This window comes from Pseudomonas sp. RIT-562 (genome assembly GCF_026241895.1).
In the GTDB taxonomy this organism is placed as follows: domain Bacteria; phylum Pseudomonadota; class Gammaproteobacteria; order Pseudomonadales; family Pseudomonadaceae; genus Aquipseudomonas; species Aquipseudomonas mandelii_F.
The window spans coordinates 189,947-210,366 of sequence record NZ_JAPJIV010000007.1; the positions used below are offsets into that span (position 1 = coordinate 189,947).

Genomic DNA, 20,420 nt, shown 5'->3' on the forward strand with positions numbered 1-20,420 from the left:
GAACACTTGTGGATTGTGAGATTTGTGGATGGTGGTACCTGTAGATGGTGGTGTCTGTGGATGGTGGTACCTGTAGATGGTGGTGTCTGTGGATGGTGGTACCTGTAGATGGCGATACCTGTGGATGGTGGTACCTGTAGATGGTGATACCTGTGGGAGCAAAGCTTGCTCGCGATGGACGTGAACGATAACCGGCACTCCCTGCCTGGCACACATCCCTGTAGGAGCCCGGCTTGCCGGCGATGGCGGCGAGTCATCCAATATCAATGTCTCCTGACCCACCGCCATCGCCAGCAAGCAGGCTCCAAAAACCGCCTCATTCCAAAGTCTGTGCACAACCAGACAAGCGCAGCGCGCCGGCTTGATGCCTTGGTCGGCCCGTAGGCCGCCACGGCCCGGTTTGTGATCACGGACGCCCCATTAACCACGCTGGCCGAACGCAGGCGTTGCGCAGCGGGTAAACCGGCAAGGATGCCGGTTTAGCCGCGCTGGGCCAGGGAGGGCCCATCGCGGCGACCCGCTGCGTAATGCCGGAGTGAGGGCACACCGAGCCTAGGCGAGGTGCCAAGTGGTGGGGCAAAAAGCGTTTGGTTACTTTGCGCTTTTTCAAAGTAACCCGCTGTAAGAGCGGAACCAATATCAGCCGTAACCGCAAAAACGGATATGTCCACCCAAAGCCGCCACCGCGAGCAAGCTTTACTCCCAAAGCTCCCAAAGCTCATAGGGAATGCAATGTTTGCCCTAATGTGTCTTCTAAGCGGCACCCTTCGAAGAGGACACGTCGGGTATACTCCCGCGTTTTGCGATGCCCTGCCGGCGTCATGGCTGAGATGGCCAGCGTCATGCAATCCGCACTTACGATTCGTCGGTGCAGCCTGCGCGATTCTGGACCAGCCTTGCAGGGATGTTTCGGTGATTTTTGGAGTTTTTATGCTCGAACAGGCTCAACGCGTCCTCAAGGACATCTTCGGCTACGACAGCTTTCGTGGCCGCCAGGGTGCAATCATTGAGCGCGTGGCCAGTGGTGGCGACGCCCTGGTACTGATGCCTACGGGTGGCGGCAAGTCCCTGTGCTTCCAGGTGCCGGCATTGCTGCGCGAAGGGCTCGCCGTCGTGGTCTCGCCGTTGATCGCGTTGATGGACGACCAGGTCGCCACGCTCGAAGAACTGGGTGTCGCCGCCGCTGCGCTGAACTCCACGCTCAGTGCGGAACAGCAACGGGACTTGGCCAACCGCATCAAGCGCGGTGAAGTAAAGATGCTGTATCTCGCGCCCGAGCGCCTGGTGCAGCCGCGGATGCTGGCGTTCCTGCAAAGCCTGGAAATTGCCCTGTTCGCCATCGACGAAGCGCACTGCGTATCGCAATGGGGTCACGACTTCCGCCGTGAATACCTGCAACTGGGGCAATTGGCCGAGCTGTTCCCCAATGTCCCGCGCATCGCACTGACGGCCACCGCCGACAAGCGCACCCGCGAAGAAATCGTCGATCGCCTGCATTTGCAAGACGCCGAGCGCTTCCTGTCGAGTTTCGACCGACCGAACATCTTCTATCGCATCGTCCCCAAGGAACAGCCGCGCAAGCAATTGCTCGCGTTCCTCGCCGAGCGGCGCAGCGATGCCGGCATCGTGTACTGCCTGTCACGCAAGAAAGTCGACGAAGTCGCGGTGTTCCTCAGTGAACAGGGCTTCCCGGCACTGCCGTATCACGCCGGGCTGCCCAACGAGACCCGCGCCTATCACCAGAAGCGCTTTCTCAATGAAGAAGGCCTGATCATGGTCGCCACCGTGGCGTTCGGCATGGGCATCGACAAACCCAACGTGCGTTTCGTCGCACACCTGGACTTGCCCAAATCCCTGGAAGCCTACTATCAGGAAACCGGGCGCGGTGGGCGCGACGGCCTGCCGGCAGATGCCTGGATGGCTTACGGCCTGCAAGACGTGGTGATGCTCAAGCAGATGCTGCAGAACTCCGAAGGCGACGAGCGGCACAAGCGCCTGGAGCAGCACAAGCTCGACGCCATGCTTTCGCTCTGCGAAGAAACCCGCTGCCGTCGGCAGACCCTGCTGGCCTACTTCGATGAAGACATGCCGCAGCCATGTGGCCATTGCGACAACTGTGTCGACGGCGTGCAAACGTGGGACGCCACTGAGCCTGCGCGCCAGGCGCTCTCGGCGATTTTTCGCACCGGCCAGCGCTATGGCGTCGGGCATCTGGTGGACGTGTTGCTGGGTAAGGACAACGAAAAAATCCGCAGTTTCGGCCACCAGCACCTGTCGGTCTATGGTGTGGGCAAGGCGCTGGGCGAGAGCGAATGGCGCTCGCTGTTTCGCCAGCTGGTTGCTCGCGGGCTGGCGGACATCGATCTTGAGGGCTATGGCGGCCTGCGGCTGAGCGCCACCTGCCGTCCGTTACTCAAGGGCGAAGTGACCCTGGAACTGCGCCGCGACCTCAAGCCTCAAACCACTGCGAAGAGCAGCAAGAGCCAGGCAAGCCAGCTGGTTCGCGGCGAAGAGCGCGAGCAGTGGGAAGCCTTGCGCGCATTGCGCCGCAAGCTCGCCGAAGAACATGGGGTGCCGCCGTACGTCATCTTCCCGGATTCGACCCTGCTCGAAATGCTCCGCAGCCAGCCTGGCTCGATGGCCGAAATGGCGCGGGTCAGCGGAGTCGGTGCGCGCAAGCTGGAGCGTTACGGCGAGGCGTTCCTCGAAGTGCTGGGCGGCCAGGCCGAGGCGCCAAAGGTGGTCGCCGATCTGCGTCACGAACTGATCACCCTGGCCCGCGCAGGCATGACGCCGCTGCAGATCGCCGGTCAGTTGCAGTGTTCGGAAAAGAATGTGTACACCCTGCTCGCCGAGGCGATTGGCAAGCAGCAGTTGTCCCTGGAGCAGGCGTTGGATCTGCCGGAGGAGTTGATGGGCGAAATCCAGGATGCGTTCCTCGACGGGGAAGGCGAACTGCCGCCGGTCGCCGAGATCGCCGCGATGTTTGCCGGCCGGGTTCCAGAGGGCGTGTTGTACTGCGTGAGGGCCGCGCTGCAGTCGGAATTTGAAATTTGAAACAACCCTTGCTCTGATGTAACGATTCAGTACAAAGCGAGCCTTGCTTCAAGTCATCGGCCATGCTTAGCTGACTAATAATTAGGTTTTCTCTATTTCAGTCTAACCATGAGTTTTTTATGCCGTTAACCGATCAACACCGCTTTGGCATGCAGTTGGCGCAGATGTCCCGGGGCTGGCGGGCCGAACTGGACCGCCGCCTGGCCGGCCTCGGATTGTCCCAGGCCCGTTGGCTGGTGCTGTTGCACCTCGCACGTTTCGAAGAGCCGCCAACCCAGAGGGAGTTGGCGCAAAGCGTTGCAGTAGAAGGTCCGACCCTTGCCCGATTGCTCGACAGCCTCGAAAGTCAGGGGCTGGTCCAGCGCCAAGCGGTGGTTGAAGACCGCCGTGCGAAGAAGATCGTGCTCTGCGCCCCGGCCCGTCCGTTGATCGAACAGATTGAAACCATTGCCAACCAATTGCGCCTGGAACTCTTTGAGGGAGTCGACGAGGCGGACTTGAAGACTTGCATGCGGGTTCACGGACACATCCTGGCCAACCTGGAAAAATCCTGACTCATTGCATCGTGCAGGACTTTTGAGATACCCCGTTGGGCGGACTATAAAGAACTACTATGCGTTAACGTGTTCGTACCGGATGTGCGAACGCGTACAGGTTGGTTCCGGTTATCTAAGGGATGCTCATGCTTGAGAGTTTGCACGTTGTCTTGCGGTGTGGTGCCAGGCTGTTGCTGGTAGGTAGTGCCGTGTGCTACTCGGCATTGGCCCCCGCGCTGGGATTGGGTGAAATCACCCTGCATTCCGCGCTGAATCAGCCGTTGCGGGCGGATATCGCCCTGGTGGATGCCGCAGGCCTTGAAGAGGGCGACCTGTCGGTCAACCTGGCGACAGCGGATGAGTTCAGCCGCGCGGGTGTCGAACGGGTGTTTTTTCTTAACGACCTGAAGTTCACGCCGATCCTCAAGGGCAATCGCACCCTGATCCGCGTGAGCTCCAATAAGCCGGTCAACGAACCCTTCCTGAATTTTTTGGTGCAACTCAATCAGCCCAATGGGCGGGTGTTGCGCGAATACACGGTATTGATCGATCCGCCGGGCACGCCCGGGATTGTTCCGGTCGTCGAAGAACCCGAAGCAGTTGCGCAGAATTCTCCATTTCCCAGCGTCAAGCCCGCTGCGGCCACGCCTGCGCAGAAAAAAGCCCCGGCGCCTAAGGCCGAGCCCGTCGCCCCGGTAGCTGAAATCGATCCGGTTGCTGAGCAGTTGGCCGCCAGCGTGCTGCAAAACCAGCAACTGCAGGCCACCATCACTGATTTGAATGCGCGGCTGCAGGCGCAGGATGAACAGATCGCCGCTCACAAAAAACAAGTGATCGACCTGCAAACCCGGTTGGCTGAAGAGCAACAGGCACCTCCGGCGGCACCCGTTGCCGTAGCGCCGCCTGCGGTCGTAGTGGGACAGCCTGAGGACAGCCAGTGGGCAACAATTCTCGGCGTGCTGGGCTTGGCCGTCCTGATGCTTCTCGGGCTGTTCATTCGACGCCAGCGCCAACGCCAGCAGGCCGGTGAGGGTGCGCAGCAGGTTTTAGCGCCCGCTTCGCGGCACGAGTCGGTGCTCGACGATCACGGCGCAACGCCGGCGCCGTTATCCAGATCGGTGGCTGATCAGCATGAAGAAACTCCGCCCGGCGACGTGCTTGAGGGCGTGGGCATCTATATGGCATACGGCCGGTTCTCCGAGGCCGCCGGTTTGCTGCGCGAGGCGCTGGCCAAGGAGCCGCAGCGCACTGATCTGGCTGTGCAGCTGCTGGAGGTATGCGGTAAACAAGGCGACGTGGCGGCGTATGACGCTCAGGAAAGCCTGCTGCGCGAGGCCGGATTCGACCCGCAAGCACTCCAGGAAATCCGCAGCAGGCACCCGAAAATGCACAGCGCGACGCCGATGACTGCTGCGCCGATAGTCGCTGCTGCGATCACCGCAGCACCGGTTGTTGCACTGGGCGATGAGTTTCAGTTGAATCTTGATGACCTGTCGATGGACGCCAGCTGGGATTTGATCAGCCCCTTCGACAAAGCCCCAGCTCCAGCTATCCCGGAAGAGCCTGCCTTTCACTCCAACCTCCACGTGTTGCCGGACGTGTTCGAGATGCCCGAGGAGTCGACATTTGGGGCACCCGAGCTGGAGTGGGATGCGCAAGCGGATTCCCAGGCGCTGGACGACGATTTTCTCGCAGAATTCGGCGACCTGGATTCGTCACTGGAACTTGAGCCATTGAACCTGGAGCCAGACAACGCCGGCAAGCTCGAACAGGCTCAGACCTGCATCGATGACGGCGACCTGGACAGCGCGATCGAGTTGCTCAACGAACTGCTCAGGGACGCCGATGAGCCGCTCAAGCAGACCGCCCGGAGTCTGTTGGCGGGCATTCGCTGATTTTCAATGTTCATACATGAATGTGCTGCCACGCCTGTAGGAGTGAGCCTGCTCGCGATAGCGGTTAGTCAGTCGAGATGAATGGTGACTGATCAATTGCAATCGCGAGCAGGCTCACTCCTACAGGATTGCGCATTCGTTAGAAGGTTTGCCCCAGGTTCAGGTACACCGCCTGCTCATCCGCATCGTTGAACCCGTAACTGAAATTCAGCGGTCCCAGCGGGGTGTCAAAGCCAATGAACACGCTGGCCGCATTGATATAACCACTGTCGAATTCATTGTCGTTGTTCCACGCCCGACCTCGTTCCAGCGAGCCGCCGGCATACAGCGGAAAATCCAGTGGCAGGTACGAGCGGGGCGTCAGGCGCCGATAGTAGACGCCGCGCATCAGGCTGATGTTCTGCCCGGCGATCGCGTCCTCCCGAAAGCCTGACAACTGCCGCGCGCCGCCGAGCAGGAAACTGGATGTCACCACATTGGCGTCGTTCAACGTACGGCCATAACGACCGCCGAGAATGAAAGTGTCCGGGCCGTGGCTGAGCGCCTTGTCCAGCGAGACCTCCCATTGTCGGTAGCGATTGTCCGAACCCAGGCCCGGTTCGTACTGCCGCAAGGCCAGGCCGAAGTCTTCACCTTTATGGGGGAAGTAGACGTTATCCAGTGAGTCGAACGAATACTTCATTTCATAAAAGCCCTCATTGAAGCTCTCGCTGGGCAGGTCCTGATCGCCAATGCGCACGTCGGCCTTGCCCCAGGCTTCGCCAACGCCCAGGCGCACTTCGCCGCTGTTGCCGATCTGGCGGCCGACGTTCAAGCCAAACCCGTAGCGTTCCACCCGGTACTGGGCGATCGGATCATTGTCCAGGGTCGCTTCGACATTTTGCGCGTCGAACGCGGCGTAGGGCGCGATGAAGTAACGTGAACCGACATCCAGTGGCTGGTAAAACTCGCTATAGAGTTCCTGGCGGTCGCCGATTTGCGCGCGGGTCAGCCATTCGGCACCCAGGCGGTTGATGCCGTTGACGCGGTAACTGGCACCCAGGTTGAACGCACTGTCGCCACGCATATCGTCCGAGAGATTCAAGCCCAATCGCAGGTAATCCGTGCCGCTGCGTTTGCCCCGGGCAGTGATGATCAGGGTGTGGTCGTTGCCCTTGTGGGCCACCCGGTACTGCACCTGCTCAAAGTAATCCAGCCCGTACAAGGTACCCATATCGGTCTGCAGGCGACCCAGGTCCAGGGGTTGGCCGATGTGCTGGCGAATGTAGTAGCGAATCACGTCGTCGCCGACTTTCGAGTCATTCTCCACCTTGATCGCCGTGATGACCGGCGTGCGTTCACTCGGCGCCCGGGCGGCGCTCAATTCGGCGTCCAGAGGCTGCGCTGGTTTGAGGTGGGCCAGACGTCCATCGAGAATCCTGGTGGCGCGATAGCCGGCGTCGATCATCTCTTGAGCACGACCAAAGTCGGTCACGCCGAAACTCGCCAGCGACGGCTGGATCAGAATGTCGTCCTGGTGCAAGGCGGCAAGCTGCTCTTCGGAGTTGCGCCGGGTCATCAGGGTGATCGACTGGTTGAGCACATCGACCACAGTGGTCAGCTCCTTGCTACCGCGCAGGGGCGTGCCGATGTCCACCACGATGGCCACATCGACCCCCATTTCCCTGGCCACATCCAGCGGGATGTTGTCGGTCATGCCGCCGTCCACCAGCAAGCGCCCATTCAGTTCGACCGGGGCGAACACGGCCGGGATCGACATGCTGGCGCGAATCACCTGCGGCAAGTGGCCTTTGCGGAACACCACCTTTTCCCCGCTGGCGATGTCGGTGGCGACTGCACGGAAGGGGATGGGCAGCTTGTCAAAGTCCCGGGTGTCACTGGCGTGGGCCAGCAGGCTTTCCAGCATCAGGGCGAGGTTCTGGCCCTGAATCACCCCCAGCGGCAAGCCGAGGCTGCCGTCGTCGCGAAAGCTCAGTTTCTGTTTCACCAGAAAGTCGCGATCATCCTGCTTGCGTCGGAACGGTACGTCGGCCCTGGGCGGCGCATCCGACAGGGCCTGCTGCCAGTCGATGTTGATGGCGAGCTTTTCCAGCTCATCGATCTTGTACCCGGATGCGTACAGCCCACCCACCACCGCGCCCATGCTGGTGCCGGCGATAGCGTCGATTTGCACCCCTTGTTCCTCCAGGGCCTTGAGTACGCCGATGTGCGCCAGGCCCCGAGCCGCGCCACCAGACAGCACCAGGCCGACTTTCGGTCGAGGGGCTTCGGCGGCCTGGACGACCATGGGCAACAAGCACAGCAACAGGCAGGACAGTAGATGGCGCATCATGAATCTCGGGACCAGCGAAAAAGGTCGCTATTATAGCGGCGCCCCTAGCCTCTGGAGTCTCCTCAATCATGCCTGCCAGCAAACCGGAAATTGTCATCACCTATTGCACCCAGTGCCAGTGGTTGCTGCGCGCAGCCTGGCTGGCCCAGGAACTGCTGAGCACCTTTGGTGACGACCTGGGGAAAGTGTCGCTGGTGCCCGGCACGGGCGGGGTATTTCATATTTTTTGTGACGGGGTGCAGTTGTGGGAGCGCAAGAGCGACGGCGGCTTTCCCGAGGCCAAGGTGCTCAAGCAGCGGGTTCGGGATCAGATTGATCCCGACCGCGACCTGGGTCACAACGATCGCACTCAGTGAGACGCCGCCTCTGCGCCAACCCCTTTGCCGGCTGACCCACCGGCAAGACGACTGGACACTACAATCGCGACGATAATCAGCGCGCCGCCGAGCAGCATACGCAGCGTCGGATTTTCGTTGAACAACAGCCAGGCCATGGTGATGCCGTATACCGGTTCCATGGCGAACACCACGGCGGCGGTTCGCGCCTTGATCACCGCCAGGCTGGCGACAAACAGGCTGTGAGCGACGCCGGTGCAGAAGATGCCGAGCAGGCTGATCCACAACCAGTCCAGAGCCCGCACTTCGCTCAGTTGCGGAGCAGCCACCGGCAGCAAGCACAGGGCAACCACCACGTTCTGGCACAGCGCGGCCTGCACCGGCGGAATCCGTGTCGAGCTGGCGCGGTTGGTCAGCGACAACAAGGCGAACAGCAAACCTGAACCGACTGCCCACAGCAGCCCGGTTGTGGCGCCGCTGGCGAGGTCGAACTCCGGCGTGACCAGCACCAGACCGATGCTCACCAGCACCACCAGGAGTATTTCGTTGGCGCGAATTCGCTCGCGGAAGATCAGGCCTTCGAGGATCACGGTAAAGGCCGGGAAACTGGCGAACCCCAGCGTCGCAATCGCTACGCCGGCGACTTTCACCGCAATGAAAAAACTCACCCAATGCCCGGCCAGCAGCACGCCGCTGAGTAACAACCGGCGCCAGTCCACGGCTTCGAGTCGCTGCCAGGGAGTGGCACTGGCGAACCGCGCGAACACCGCCAGGGCCAGCACGGCGAAGGCGGCGCGACCAAACACGATCACGGCCGGGGAGGCTGCCGCGAGTTTGCCGAACACGCCGGTCAGGCCGAACATCAATGCACCCACGTGCAGGGCGCCAAGGGCGGTACGGGGAGTCATTACAATTCCTTGATAGATGAATACAAACGGCGCCCCCACCTTGTGATCTCAGCGACGTTTTTCGGATTCCATTTAACCGCGCTCATCAGACTGCGTCTGTCGCCAGACTATCGTCTTTTGTCGCCAGCCTCGCGCCGCAGTTTCCCCGGAGAGGCGCCAAACTCGCGCAGCACCGCCGCGGCGAACGCGCTTTGCGAGCTGTAGCCGACCTGGCTGGCGATTTCGCCGATGGGCAGCACCGTGTTGCGCAACAGCTCGACAGCCCGGTGCAGACGCCGGCTGCGGATGTAATCCATTGGAGTCTGCCCACATTCGGCAACGAAGCGCGCATGCAGGCGGGCGCTGGACAAGTCGGCGATGCGGGCGAGGTCGGCAACCTGCAGGGGATAGGCTGCGTGCTGGTCGATGTGCGCATTCAGCGCTGCATAGGGCAGGCGCCGCCCGCCCATGACTTCGGGTTTGACGTTGTTCAAGCTGGCCAGCAACAGCACGGCGCCCTGTTGTGCGATCAGCGGGTCGTTGACCTGGCTGCCCGCCAGCCAGCTCACCAGCTGGCTCTGCCCGGCATCGAGTGGCAGGCGACCGGCGCTGTCGAGCAGGCGTCGGCTGGCGTCGGCATGCTCGCCCAGGGACTGGGCCACCCATTGATCGCTGGGGATATCCAGCACCAGGCAGCGGCTGCCATTGGCACTGTTGCAGGCATGATGAAAACCGCAAGGCACCACGACAAAACTCTGCTGGATCACCTGGCTGCCATGCCCACCCACCTCGAAATCCAGCGCACCCGACAAGCCGAACACCAGCTGCGCATGGTCATGGCTGTGGATGATCAGGTCCTTGGTGTATTGGCGAAGCGTGAGGATCGGTCTCATCGCAGGTCTCCCGGGCAAGGTGGGCATTCTACACCGCGCCGGCGACCAGGCGCTGTCACAGGACTGACGTGTCACTGTCATGGGCGATTCACTCGCCCGGCGCACAGTTGCACAAACCATCGTGGAGGGTTGCCAATGACCAGTGCCGAGCTCGCCAGACCCGGTCGCAAGCAACGGGTGCGGACCTTGTGGATTTCCGACGTGCATCTGGGCACCCGGGACTGCCAGGCCGAGCACCTGAGCAAATTTCTCAAGGGCTACCACGCGGACAAGGTCTACCTGGTCGGCGACATCATCGATGGCTGGAAGCTGCGCAGCGGCATGTATTGGCCCCAGGCTCACACCAACGTTATCCGCCGCCTGCTGACCATGAGCAAACGCGGCACCGAGGTGATCTACGTGACGGGCAACCACGATGAATTCCTGCGCCGTTACTCGAAGTTGATCCTGGGCAATATCCAGTTGGTCGACGAGGCGGTGCACGTCACTGCGGACGGTCGGCATCTGCTGGTGATTCATGGCGACCAGTTCGATGTGATCACCCGTTACCACCGCTGGCTGGCGTTCCTTGGGGACTCAGCCTATGAATTCACCCTGACGCTCAACCGCTGGCTAAATCACTGGCGTGCCCGCTACGGCTATGGGTATTGGTCGTTGTCGGCCTACCTCAAGCACAAGGTGAAAACCGCGGTCAGTTTTATCAGCGACTTCGAGGAGGCCATCGCTCACGAGTGCGTGAAGCGCGAGTTGCACGGAGTGGTGTGCGGGCATATTCACCATGCCGAAATTCGTCGGGTTGGCGGAGTGGATTACCTTAATTGCGGCGATTGGGTGGAGTCGTGCACGGCGCTGATCGAGCACTGGGACGGCTCGATCGAGTTGTATCGGTTGGCGGATGCGCAGGCTCGGGAGGCGCAGATGAGTGCGCAATGCGTACCCCTGTAGGCGCTGCCGAAGGCTGCGATCATTGACTTCAAGCTGGCGCATGCTCCTGCATCGCCGCCTTGTAAATCGAATTCTTTGGCTGCGCAAACAGGCGCTCCATCATCGGCTCAAAAAAACTCAGCGGCAGTGTCTCGTAGGCGGGATCAAACGCCGCCGCATCATACTTGGCGCAGAATTCAATGGTCGCCTGGTACTGCGCGTGAGCGCTGAATTGCTCGCGCAAATGCCGATCCATGCCCAGATGATGAAAAAAATAGTAACCCTGGAAGATCCCGTGCTTCTCCACCATCCACAAATTCGCGGCGCTGACGAACGGCTTGAGAATCGCCGCAGCAATGTCCGGATGGTTGTAGGAACCCAGGGTGTCGCCGATGTCATGCAACAGCGCGCACACCACATATTCCTCGTCGCGACCATCGCGCCAGGCGCGGGTAGCGGTTTGCAGGGAGTGGGTCAGACGGTCCACGGGAAAGCCGCCAAAGTCACCCTCCAGCAACTTCAGGTGCGCGACGATCCGGTTCGGCAACTGCCGGGCGTAGGCGCTGAAATCGGCAGCGATGATCGCCCAGTCTTCCTGGGTGCCGTCCTGCATGTGGGTGAAACGGGCATTGGCATTCATCGGCTTTCCTCGAGTAACGGGCGATAGCTAGAACGGCACGCGACCCAGGATCATGTCGCGGTACATGACGAAGTCGCCGAGCAGGCTGTAGAACGGATGCTGGAAGGTCGCCGGGCGGTTCTTTTCGAAAAAGAAATGGCCGGCCCAGGCGAAGCTGTAACCGGCCAGCGGCAGGCACAGCAATAACAGCCAGGCGCCTTTGCCGATGGTCATGGCCAGGATAAAAATAACCAGGGTGGTGCCAATGAAGTGCAATCGTCGGCAAGTACTGTCACTGTGTTCGCTGAGGTAATACGGGTAGAACTCAGCGAAACTGTTGAAACGCTTGATGTTTTCCACGACCGCGATCTCTGTGGTTATTGTTCTGCCGCCAAGTTGTTCTGCGGGTAGCTTATTTGAGTCTAGAGTGATCATTGGCATCAGCCAGTGACAATAGGCGCCACTTTAGTATCCTTCGGTTAACCTGCCGCCGTAGACGGCTCACCAAGACAGTAAACGCCATGAGCGAACGAACGACTTCTGCAAGCTGGGCAATGGGGATTGTCAAGGCACTGGAAATGGACGGCCTGGATTGTCGGGTTCTGTTCAGGCAGCTGGGGCTGGACTACGCGGCCCTGAATGATCCGGATGCGCGCTTTACCCAGGACTCCATGACACGCCTGTGGCAGCGTGCGGTCGAGCTGTCGGGCAACCCGGCGATCGGCCTGAACATGGGCAAGGTGGTGCGCCCGGCGTCCTTCCATGTGGCCGGCTACGCCTTGATGTCGAGCCAGACCCTGGTCGAAGGTTTCCAGCGGCTGGTGCGTTATCAGCGAATCATCGCCGAAAGTGCCGACCTGAGTTTCCGCCTGCTGGACGAGGGGTACGCACTGATCCTGACGGTGCATGGCGACCATCTGCCGCCGACCCGACAAAGTGCCGAGGCCTCGCTGGCCTGTGCCCTCGGGCTGTGCAACTGGCTGACCGGGCGCACCCTGCAACCACGCAAGGTCATGTTCCAGGGCGAGCACCCCGTCAACCTTGAGCCCTATACCCAGACATTCCATGCCCCGCTGGTGTTCAGCGCGCCCTATGACGCGCTGATCTTCGAGCGCTCCGACATGGAGGCGCCGCTGCCGACAGCCAATGAAGCGATGGCGCTGTTGCATGACCGCTTCGCCGGTGAATACCTGGCGCGGTTTTCCGAAAGCCGGGTCACCCACAAGGCGCGACAGGTGTTGTGCCGCTTGCTGCCCCAGGGCGAACCCAAGCGCGACACCGTGGCGCAAACGCTGCACCTGTCGCAACGCACCTTGCAGCGCCGATTACAGGAAGAGGGCACCAGTTTCCAGGCTTTACTCGACGATACCCGACGCGAGATGGCCGAGCAGTACCTGGCGCAGCCCAACATGACGCTGTTGGAAATCGCCTACTTGCTGGGTTTTGCCGACCCCAGCAATTTCTTCCGCGCGTTCCGCCGCTGGTTTGACGCCACGCCGGGCGAATACCGGGCGCGGTTGACGGGGACGCCGGCGCCGGTCAGTGACGCCAAAACGCCGGAATACACAACACAAACACCGTGATGATCTCGAGTCGGCCCAGCAGCATGCCGAACGACAGGATCCATTTGGCGGCGTCCGGTAACGTCGCGAAGTTACCCGCCGGGCCGATGGTCTCGCCCAGCCCCGGGCCGACGCCGGACACGGTACTTGCCGCGCCCGTCAGCGCGGTCATCCAGTCCACACCCAGCAGCGACAGCAGCAGGGCGATGACGCAGATGGTGATGGCAAAAAAGAACGAGAAAGTCAGGATCGAGCGCACGATCTCTTCGTCGAGCCGGTGCCCGTTGTACTTCTGCTTGATTACCGCACGAGGGTGAATCAGCTGATTAAGGTTGGCCTTGAGCAGGATGTAGGCAACCTGGAAGCGAAATATCTTGATTCCGCCCGCCGTCGAGCCCGAGCAACCACCGACAAAGCCCAGATAGAAGAACAGCATCAGCGAGAAATTGCCCCACAGGCTGTAATCGCCCAACGCGAAACCGGTGGTGGTGACTACGGAAGTGACGTTCAGCGCGACATGCCGCAACGCGTCCAGCCAATGTAATTGCGTGGTCCACCAGTACCAGGTGCCAAGCACCAGCCAGGTCACCAGCAACATCCCGAGCAATCCCTGGACCTGCTGATCCTTGATCAAGGCCCGACGGTTGCCCCGCAAGGTGGCCACGTACAAGGTGAACGGCAGGCTCCCGAGGATCATGATGACGATCGCCACCCAGTGCACCGCTGGCTGTGTCCACTTGGCCAGGGACTGGTCGGAGGTCGAGAAACCGCCGGTGGAAATGGCCGACATCGCGTGGTTGATGGCGTCAAACGGGCTCATCCCGGCCCACCAGAACGCCAGGCTGCCGAGAATGGTGATGCCGACATAGGCTGCAACAATAAGGCGCGCCACCATGTGCGAGCGCGGCATGACTTTTTCGGAGCGGTCCGACGATTCGGTCTGGAACAGGCGCATGCCACCAATGCGCAGCAGTGGCAGGATCGCGACCGCCATGCCGATAAAGCCGATGCCGCCGATCCAGTGCAGCAGCGAGCGCCACATCAGGATGCCCGGGGACATCTTGTCCAGGCCATTGAGTACCGTCGCACCGGTAGCGGTGATGCCGGACATGCTTTCAAAGAACGAGTCGGTGTAGCTGATGTGCTGGGTCAGCAGGAACGGCAGCGCGGCAAAGATGCACACCACCAGCCAGCTGCTGACCGTCAGCAGGTACATGTCCCGCGGTCGCAGGTGCACGTGCTCGGGGCGGCCGGGGATCACCAGGGCCAGGCCGGCGACAAAGGTGATCATGCTCGCCCAGAGGAACGACGGCAGGTCGCCCGTGCGGTCGAAGATCACCAGGGTGGCCATGGGCACGACCATGGCGATGGCCAGCGTGATCAGGAAGATGCCGATGATGAAACCAATAGTCCGTAAGGTCGGCAACGCCATGAAGTCCGCTCGGGCTGAAGTAGGGAAGGGCGCCATTCTACCTGCGGGGCAGGGCATGTAAACCGGCATCCCTGCAGCAGTTCCCGCTAGAATAGCCAAACATTTTTCCTTGGAGGTGGCCGATGCAGGCTCTCGACGCTTTGCTCAACCGTGTTTCTGTCCCACGACTGCTCGAACCGGCACCCACCGCCGAGCAACGTGAAGTACTGTTTGCCGCTGCCATGCGGGCGCCGGACCACGGCCATTTGCAGCCTTGGCGGTTTCTGACGGTCGAAGGCGCAGCGCGGGAGCAGATGGGCGAGTTGCTGGCTGAAGCGGCGAAGCTGCAGGACAGCGAAGTGTCTGACGCAGCCCTGGACAAGGCGCGCAACGGGCCGCTGCGCGCTCCGCTGGTGGTCGTGGTGATCGCGCGATTGCAGGATCACGTGAAGTATCCGAAGTCCGAGCAAATGCTGGCTGCCGGATGCGCCGCCCATGGCATCCTGCTGGCCGCTTATGCCCAGGGGATTGGCGCGGTGTGGCGCACCGGCGAGCTGGCGTATTCGCCCCACGTGGCCGAGGGCTTGGGTTTGGCGGAGGGGGAGGAGGTGATTGCGTTTCTGTACCTGGGTACTCCGCAGAAAGAACCGCGGGTGGCGGAGAAGGTTGATCTGGCGGAGTTTGTCAGCGCCTGGCCAGGCAAGTCCTGACACCACCGATCACCTGTAGGAGTGAGCGTGCTCGCGATGGGGCAGGTCATTCAACATCTCTGTTGCAAGGGGAGCCGCCATCGCGAGCAGGCTCACTCCTACAGGGGCTCAGGGTTGGACGACGGCCCCTGGCACCAACGGCAATTCCAGGCTGGCAATGAACCCGCCTTGCGGATGATTCGCCAACACCAGGCTCCCGCCATGGCGCTCCGCCGCGCGGCGCGCAATCGCCAGGCCCAGGCCATGCCCTGCGGCTGTCTGCCCCGGAGCTCGATAGAACGGCTCACCCAGCTGACTCAAATGCTCGGCCTCCACACCAGGGCCGTGATCGCGCACGCTGATCACAATTCGCTCGCCCTGCCGGGTTGCCTGCATTTCAATCGGTTGCCCAGGCGGGTTGAACCGTTGCGCATTGCGCAGCAGGTTATCCACCGCCCGTTCAATCATCGTTGGCCAGCCTTTGAGGCTGAGCTGCGAGTCGGCTTCGAGCCGCACGCTTTGTTCCGGTGAACTCAGCTGGGCATCTTTCTGCAGGGTTTGCAGCAGCGCGGGGAGGTCAACGTCTTCGGCACTGGCGTTGTCGGCATCGACCCGCGCCAGCACGAGGATTTCGCTGATCAGCGCTTCCAGGCGATCGCACTCGCGGGTCAGGCGCGGCCAGAGTTTCTGCCGTTCTTCCGGGCTGGCCCGCTCGGCCAGGGCCAGGGCGATGCGCAGTCTGGCAAGGGGCGAACGCAGTTCGTGGGAGACGTCACGCAGCAATTGCCGCTGACTGCCGATCAGGCTTTGCAGGCGCGCACCCATACGGTTGAAATCATTAGCCAGCACGCCAAATTCGTCGCGACGATTGGCCAGTTTGACCAGGCTGTTCTGTTGATAGGTGGTTTGCCCCAGGTCATGCACCGCACCGCGCAAACGGTTGAGCGGGCGGGTGATCGACAGGGTCACGAACAGGCTGAACAGGGTCAGCACCACCAGCGCAATGCCCAGGGCACTTAAAGGCCACAGCAGGCTCTCGCGATGCCAGGAGTCGAGTTCCGGGTGCGGGATGCGGTAGATCAGCAGGTAGGTGTTGCCGGTTTTTTCGCTGGTGTACTCGTCGGTCAGCCGACGCCAGGGCAGGCGGCGATCACCGTCGTTCTGGCGAGCTTCGAAGGCTGCGGCGCGGCGCGGAAAGGTACCGCGAACCACGGGGTCACCGCTCTCGTTCAGCACCTGGACGTCGATGTGGTATTGGCGTTTGCGCTGTTCGAGGATGTCTTGCGCGGCTTCTTCGCCTTGGGCTTCGAAAGTCTGCGTCCACTGTTCGGCCAGGGTGTTGAGGCCCGGATGGCGGCTGAGAATCCAGGCGTCCTGGTTGAGCATATGCCCCAGCAGTATGGAAAGCCCTGCAACCAGGGCGATGGCCAGCCAGAAGCTGGCCAGGATACGCCAGAACAGTGAACGCACAGGATTTCCTCAAGGTGCCATAGACCCTTGTAGGAGTGAGCCTGCTCGCGATGGCGGTGTGTCAGTCAAAGCAGTTTGTTTTGACACACCGCCATCGCGAGCAGGCTCACTCCTACAGAGTTTGTATAAAGTCAGACCCAACGGTGGGGGCCGTTGGGTCTGTGATCAGCGCATTATTGCGCTTTTTGCGGTTGCTGCGCTTTCCACGCCTTGAACTCGGCCCATTCGGCGCGACGTTCAGCCTTTTTCTTCTGGATCTCGTCGAATTGCTTCTGTTGATCCGGTTTCAGCAAGGCGCGTACGTCCGCTTCGGCTTTTTTGTGGTTGGCGGCCATTTCATCTTTCATGGCTTTCTGGTCGGCCGGGGAGAGTTTCTCCAGGTACTTGTCGACCACTTGCTTACGCTCGTGCATCTGCTCGCCCATGATCTTGCGGATCTGCTCGCGCTGTTCGCGGCTGAGGTCGAGCTGACCGTACGGACCTTTGCCGTGCATGCCGTGCATCTGACCGCCGTGGCGCGGGCCGTCCATCGGACCACCCATTGGGCCGGCGCCTTCAGGCATCGCCATGGCAACGGTTGGCAGGGCAGCGGCGAACATCAGAGCGATAAGAGTCTTGCGCATGGTGAATCTCCTTGTCTCGTTCCCGGTACGTTCCGGATGAGTACAGATTATCGAGATCAAGGTAAGCGGCGGTCAGTGGAGCGTAAAGGCTGTGTAAAGAGCATTTTGCAGCGCACTGACACTTTATTTCCCGCGAACCGCGAACCGCTACGGCGCGTTGGATTTCAGAGGCTGTAATAGTACCCGCGGCTACGCAACGCAATAATGCGCGGGCGGCCGTCCGGGTGGGGGCCGATCTTTTTGCGCAGGTTGCTCACGTGCATGTCGAGGCTGCGGTCGTATAGCGTCAGTTTGCGGCCGAGAGCGATCTGCGCCAGTTCCTGTTTGTCCAGCGGCTCGCCCGGTTGCTTGAGCAATGCTTCAAGCAGGCGGCTTTCGGAAACCGTGAGGGTGAACTCCTGCTCGTCGATGCTGACCACGCCTCGCACCGGGCTGAAGCACAGGTCACCCAGTTCCACGTGGCTGGAGACTGCCGCCGGGTGACTGCGGCGCAGCACCGCACGCAGGCGGGCGGTCAGCTCCCGTGGGTCGCAGGGTTTGGCCAGGTAGTCGTCGGCACCCAGTTCCAGGCCGAGAATCCGGTCCAGGGGTTCGCCACGGGCTGACAACATCAGCACCGGAAGGTCCGGATGATCGCCGCGCAATTGCTTGAGCAGCTCCAGTCCGCTGCCGTCCGGCAACATCACGTCGAGCACCACTGCTGCGGGCGACGTTTCAGCCAGGGCCCTGCGGGCACTCTGGCCATCGTGACAGGCACGGACCTGAAAGCCTTCCTGGCTCAGCCAACTGACCAGGAGCTCACACAGTTCCTGGTCATCATCAATTAATAACAGCTCGCTCATGAATCACTCAATTTAGCCATTGCCGACGTTTTCGACTTGCCCCACTGGCGAAGATACCGCAGAGCAGGGCCAACAGTGCAACTCCTGCTCCGGTGACGAACCATTGCTGCTGTTCGGTCAACAGGCGCGGCCCCTGGTTGCTGGCCTGTGCTTCCTTGAGTTGCAGCTTCAAACGCTGGTTCTCCTGGCGCAACCGGCTCAGCTGGACGCTTTCGCGCTCGCCAGCGGCGCTCTGCAGCGCTTCGCGTTGTTGCTCGCTGGCCGTCAGGCGCTGCTGCAGATCAATGACCTGGCTGGCCTCGCTTATACCTGCGGGGGTTTCCTCACCGTGGGCCGTGGCCCCGATCGACAACGTCAGCAACATCAGACACAGCGGACCCTTGCGCATCGCGACTCCTGATTCCAATCGGTATTGGGCAGGTTGTCGGCAGGCAAACGGGAAGGATGAGCGATTGAGAACACGATGAACCCGGGAAGGTTCATCGTGGGGGGCAAACTAAGGCAGGACTTGCTTGAACGGCTTCACCGAAACGTTGGCGTAGACGCCCGCTGCGATGTAAGGATCGGCGTCGGCCCAGGACTGGGCGGCGCTCAGGGAGTCGAACTCGGCAACGATCAGGCTGCCGGTGAACCCTGCAGCGCCCGGATCATTGCTGTCGACCGCCGGGTGTGGCCCGGCCAGTACGATTCGGCCTTCGCCCTTGAGCTGTTGCAGGCGCTCAAGGTGCGCAGGGCGCGCGGCCAGGCGGGCTTCCAGGGAGTTGGCGACGTCTGTGGCAATGATTGCGTAAAGCATGTCAGTCCTCGGTTTTTGGCGTTGTGGTATCGGCGTCGTGCAAGTGGCGCGACAGGTAGATGCCCTGCGCGACCAGGAACAGCAAAGTCATGCCCAGGCTGCCGAAGACCTTGAAGTCGACCCAGTAGCTCTGGAACGTGAACGCAACAAACAGGTTGGCGGCTCCGCAGAACAGGAAAAAGCCGATCCAGGCGATATTCAGGCGAGTCCAGACCGGATCTGGCAGGGTCAGCGCATGACCCATGATGCGCTTGATCAGCAGGCGGTCGCCGATGAAATGACTGCCGATGAACGCCAGGGCGAACAACCAGTTGACCACCGGAGCCTTCCACTTCAGGAAAGTCTCGCTATGGAACGCGAGGGTCATGCCGCCGAAGACCAGGCAGGCGATCAGCGTTAGCCACTGGCTCTTCTCCAGCTTGCGCTGACTGATGAACAGCGCGCCATAGACCACCAGGGAGCTGATGATCAGCATTGCGGTGGCGCTGTAGATACCGCCTACAGTCAACTCATGGCCGGCGATGTCGACGACCCGTGGATCCAGTTTGTAGACGATGAAAAACAGGAGAAGCGGGATGAAATCGATGAATTGTTTCACAGTGGCAGCCAGAAGCAGGATGTGGCGGCATAATAACAAACATATGGGCGCGCGATAGCGCCAGCTGATTTGAGGTAACACTTCCCCGTGAATGTTGATTTGCACTGCCATAGCACGGCCTCCGATGGCGCCTTGGCGCCTGCGGTTCTGGTTGCGCGTGCGTTCGAGAAAGGCGTGCGAGTCCTGGCCTTGACCGATCACGACACCCTTGAAGGGCTGGAAGAAGCTCGCACGGCAGCTACGGCGCTGGGCATGCAACTGGTCAATGGCGTCGAATTGTCCTGCACCTGGGGCGGCGCGACCATCCATGTGCTGGGTTACGGCTTTGATGTCAATGCGCCATCGCTGGTCGAGGCGATTGCCCAATTGCACGATGGCCGCTGGTTACGGTCCGAGGAAATAAGTCGCAAGCTGGCGCTCAAGGGCATGCCGGGTGCGCTGGAAGGTGCACGGGCGATCCAGCAGGAGCTTGGCGACAGCGGCAACGCGCCGGCCCGTCCGCATTTCGCCGACTGGATGGTGCGTGAAGGTTTCGTCAAGGATCGCGCCGAGGCATTCCGCAAATGGCTCGGCGCCGGCAAGCTGGGGGACGTCAAGCAACACTGGCCGACCCTGGAAGAGACCGTCGAGACCCTGCGCGCGGCGAAAGCCTGGGTTAGCCTGGCGCACCCCTGGCACTATGATTTCACTCGCAGCAAGCGTCGCCGGCTGATTTCTGACTATATTCAAGCAGGAGGCCACGCGATTGAGGTGGTCAATGGCCATCAGCCCGCCGAACAGGTCGGCAGCCTGGCGATTCTTGCTCGTGAGTTCGGTCTGCTGGTCAGCGCCGGCAGTGATTTTCATGGCCCTGGAGGCTGGTCCGAGATCGGCGAATATCGCCCGCTTCCGGAGGATCTGCCGCCACTTTGGTGTCGATTCAAACATGACCCAATTATTGCCGCCGTCTGA

20 protein-coding genes are annotated in these 20,420 nt (G+C 61.2%); 8 read left to right on the forward strand and 12 right to left on the reverse strand.

The window, feature by feature from the left end; translation table 11 throughout:
- The first annotated feature begins 930 nt into the window (after positions 1-930).
- From recQ to ORL50_RS11810, 3 genes are all read left to right on the forward strand, one after another.
- A complete protein-coding gene (gene recQ, locus ORL50_RS11800) occupies positions 931-3,057 on the forward strand; it encodes a DNA helicase RecQ (protein WP_266014570.1) in 2,127 nt (708 codons plus the stop codon).
- A gap of 119 nt (positions 3,058-3,176) precedes the next feature.
- Positions 3,177-3,611, forward strand: coding sequence for a MarR family transcriptional regulator (locus tag ORL50_RS11805; RefSeq protein WP_266014573.1), 435 nt, complete (start codon positions 3,177-3,179; stop codon positions 3,609-3,611).
- 128 nt (positions 3,612-3,739) lie between these two features.
- Positions 3,740-5,488, forward strand: coding sequence for a motility hub landmark protein FimV (locus ORL50_RS11810; protein WP_266014576.1), 1,749 nt, complete (start codon positions 3,740-3,742; stop codon positions 5,486-5,488).
- 139 nt (positions 5,489-5,627) lie between these two features.
- On the opposite strand, the gene ORL50_RS11815 is transcribed toward ORL50_RS11810, so the two are convergent.
- A complete protein-coding gene (locus tag ORL50_RS11815) occupies positions 5,628-7,817 on the reverse strand; it encodes a patatin-like phospholipase family protein (protein ID WP_266014579.1) in 2,190 nt (729 codons plus the stop codon).
- A 71-nt stretch (positions 7,818-7,888) separates the two neighbouring features.
- Here ORL50_RS11815 and ORL50_RS11820 point away from each other — a divergent pair, with 71 nt between their 5' ends.
- Positions 7,889-8,176 (forward strand): Rdx family protein, encoded by a 288-nt coding sequence (locus ORL50_RS11820; protein ID WP_045058847.1) that lies wholly within the window; start codon positions 7,889-7,891, stop codon positions 8,174-8,176.
- Here ORL50_RS11820 and ORL50_RS11825 read toward each other — a convergent pair.
- Both ORL50_RS11825 and ORL50_RS11830 read right to left on the reverse strand, forming a co-directional pair.
- A complete protein-coding gene (locus ORL50_RS11825; RefSeq protein WP_266014583.1) occupies positions 8,170-9,063 on the reverse strand; it encodes a DMT family transporter in 894 nt (297 codons plus the stop codon). The genes ORL50_RS11820 and ORL50_RS11825 overlap by 7 nt on opposite strands.
- Positions 9,064-9,170: 107 nt before the next feature.
- Positions 9,171-9,935 carry a helix-turn-helix transcriptional regulator gene (locus tag ORL50_RS11830; RefSeq protein WP_266014586.1) on the reverse strand — a complete coding sequence of 255 codons (765 nt, stop codon included), beginning with the start codon at positions 9,933-9,935 and terminating at the stop codon, positions 9,171-9,173.
- A gap of 135 nt (positions 9,936-10,070) precedes the next feature.
- Between ORL50_RS11830 and ORL50_RS11835 the strand changes: the two genes are divergently transcribed.
- Entirely contained in the window at positions 10,071-10,880 is an 810-nt protein-coding gene (locus tag ORL50_RS11835) for a UDP-2,3-diacylglucosamine diphosphatase (RefSeq protein WP_266014588.1), read from the forward strand.
- A gap of 28 nt (positions 10,881-10,908) precedes the next feature.
- Here ORL50_RS11835 and ORL50_RS11840 read toward each other — a convergent pair whose 3' ends face one another.
- Together ORL50_RS11840 and ORL50_RS11845 are read right to left on the reverse strand one after the other, a co-directional pair.
- Positions 10,909-11,499: an HD domain-containing protein gene (locus ORL50_RS11840; protein WP_266014590.1), complete on the reverse strand. Its 591-nt coding sequence runs from the start codon at positions 11,497-11,499 to the stop codon at positions 10,909-10,911.
- 27 nt (positions 11,500-11,526) lie between these two features.
- Entirely contained in the window at positions 11,527-11,838 is a 312-nt protein-coding gene (locus ORL50_RS11845; RefSeq protein ID WP_266014593.1) for an Mpo1-like protein, read from the reverse strand.
- Positions 11,839-11,999: 161 nt separating this feature from the next.
- Here ORL50_RS11845 and ORL50_RS11850 point away from each other — a divergent pair, with 161 nt between their 5' ends.
- Positions 12,000-13,061, forward strand: coding sequence for an AraC family transcriptional regulator (locus ORL50_RS11850; protein WP_266014596.1), 1,062 nt, complete (start codon positions 12,000-12,002; stop codon positions 13,059-13,061).
- Here ORL50_RS11850 and ORL50_RS11855 read toward each other — a convergent pair.
- Positions 13,018-14,472 (reverse strand): TrkH family potassium uptake protein, encoded by a 1,455-nt coding sequence (locus ORL50_RS11855; protein WP_266014598.1) that lies wholly within the window; start codon positions 14,470-14,472, stop codon positions 13,018-13,020. The genes ORL50_RS11850 and ORL50_RS11855 overlap by 44 nt on opposite strands.
- A 122-nt stretch (positions 14,473-14,594) precedes the next feature.
- Between ORL50_RS11855 and ORL50_RS11860 the strand changes: the two genes are divergently transcribed.
- Positions 14,595-15,161 (forward strand): NAD(P)H nitroreductase, encoded by a 567-nt coding sequence (locus ORL50_RS11860; protein ID WP_266014601.1) that lies wholly within the window; start codon positions 14,595-14,597, stop codon positions 15,159-15,161.
- 108 nt (positions 15,162-15,269) lie between these two features.
- On the opposite strand, the gene ORL50_RS11865 is transcribed toward ORL50_RS11860, so the two are convergent.
- The 6 genes from ORL50_RS11865 to ORL50_RS11890 all read right to left on the reverse strand — a co-directional run bounded on the left by ORL50_RS11865 (position 15,270) and on the right by ORL50_RS11890 (position 19,469).
- Positions 15,270-16,610, reverse strand: coding sequence for a sensor histidine kinase (locus ORL50_RS11865; RefSeq protein WP_266014604.1), 1,341 nt, complete (start codon positions 16,608-16,610; stop codon positions 15,270-15,272).
- A gap of 173 nt (positions 16,611-16,783) precedes the next feature.
- Positions 16,784-17,233 carry a Spy/CpxP family protein refolding chaperone gene (locus ORL50_RS11870; protein ID WP_266014607.1) on the reverse strand — a complete coding sequence of 150 codons (450 nt, stop codon included), beginning with the start codon at positions 17,231-17,233 and terminating at the stop codon, positions 16,784-16,786.
- 164 nt (positions 17,234-17,397) lie between these two features.
- On the reverse strand, positions 17,398-18,075 hold the full coding sequence (locus ORL50_RS11875; protein WP_266014609.1) for a response regulator transcription factor: 678 nt from the start codon (positions 18,073-18,075) through the stop codon (positions 17,398-17,400).
- A gap of 7 nt (positions 18,076-18,082) precedes the next feature.
- Positions 18,083-18,463, reverse strand: a complete 381-nt coding sequence (locus ORL50_RS11880; protein ID WP_266014612.1) for an SH3 domain-containing protein — start codon at positions 18,461-18,463, stop codon at positions 18,083-18,085.
- Positions 18,464-18,571: 108 nt separating this feature from the next.
- Positions 18,572-18,871, reverse strand: a complete 300-nt coding sequence (locus ORL50_RS11885; RefSeq protein ID WP_266014615.1) for a YciI family protein — start codon at positions 18,869-18,871, stop codon at positions 18,572-18,574.
- 1 nt (position 18,872) lies between these two features.
- Positions 18,873-19,469 carry a septation protein A gene (locus ORL50_RS11890; protein ID WP_266014618.1) on the reverse strand — a complete coding sequence of 199 codons (597 nt, stop codon included), beginning with the start codon at positions 19,467-19,469 and terminating at the stop codon, positions 18,873-18,875.
- A gap of 87 nt (positions 19,470-19,556) precedes the next feature.
- On the opposite strand from ORL50_RS11890, the gene ORL50_RS11895 reads away from it, so the two are divergent.
- Complete coding sequence (locus tag ORL50_RS11895; protein WP_266014621.1) at positions 19,557-20,420, forward strand: PHP domain-containing protein; 864 nt, start codon at positions 19,557-19,559, stop codon at positions 20,418-20,420.

Coding starts and splice junctions, on each gene's coding strand:
- ORL50_RS11835 (WP_266014588.1), top strand. CDS start 10,071: ATGACCAGTGCCGAGCTCGCCAGACCCGGTCGCAAGCAACGGGTGCGG.
- ORL50_RS11810 (WP_266014576.1), top strand. CDS start 3,740: ATGCTTGAGAGTTTGCACGTTGTCTTGCGGTGTGGTGCCAGGCTGTTG.
- ORL50_RS11855 (WP_266014598.1), bottom strand. CDS start 14,472: ATGGCGTTGCCGACCTTACGGACTATTGGTTTCATCATCGGCATCTTC.
- ORL50_RS11860 (WP_266014601.1), top strand. CDS start 14,595: ATGCAGGCTCTCGACGCTTTGCTCAACCGTGTTTCTGTCCCACGACTG.
- ORL50_RS11885 (WP_266014615.1), bottom strand. CDS start 18,871: ATGCTTTACGCAATCATTGCCACAGACGTCGCCAACTCCCTGGAAGCC.
- ORL50_RS11805 (WP_266014573.1), top strand. CDS start 3,177: ATGCCGTTAACCGATCAACACCGCTTTGGCATGCAGTTGGCGCAGATG.
- ORL50_RS11830 (WP_266014586.1), bottom strand. CDS start 9,935: ATGAGACCGATCCTCACGCTTCGCCAATACACCAAGGACCTGATCATC.
- ORL50_RS11870 (WP_266014607.1), bottom strand. CDS start 17,233: ATGCGCAAGACTCTTATCGCTCTGATGTTCGCCGCTGCCCTGCCAACC.
- ORL50_RS11815 (WP_266014579.1), bottom strand. CDS start 7,817: ATGCGCCATCTACTGTCCTGCCTGTTGCTGTGCTTGTTGCCCATGGTC.
- ORL50_RS11880 (WP_266014612.1), bottom strand. CDS start 18,463: ATGCGCAAGGGTCCGCTGTGTCTGATGTTGCTGACGTTGTCGATCGGG.
- ORL50_RS11850 (WP_266014596.1), top strand. CDS start 12,000: ATGAGCGAACGAACGACTTCTGCAAGCTGGGCAATGGGGATTGTCAAG.
- ORL50_RS11820 (WP_045058847.1), top strand. CDS start 7,889: ATGCCTGCCAGCAAACCGGAAATTGTCATCACCTATTGCACCCAGTGC.
- ORL50_RS11875 (WP_266014609.1), bottom strand. CDS start 18,075: ATGAGCGAGCTGTTATTAATTGATGATGACCAGGAACTGTGTGAGCTC.
- ORL50_RS11825 (WP_266014583.1), bottom strand. CDS start 9,063: ATGACTCCCCGTACCGCCCTTGGCGCCCTGCACGTGGGTGCATTGATG.
- recQ (WP_266014570.1), top strand. CDS start 931: ATGCTCGAACAGGCTCAACGCGTCCTCAAGGACATCTTCGGCTACGAC.
- ORL50_RS11840 (WP_266014590.1), bottom strand. CDS start 11,499: ATGAATGCCAATGCCCGTTTCACCCACATGCAGGACGGCACCCAGGAA.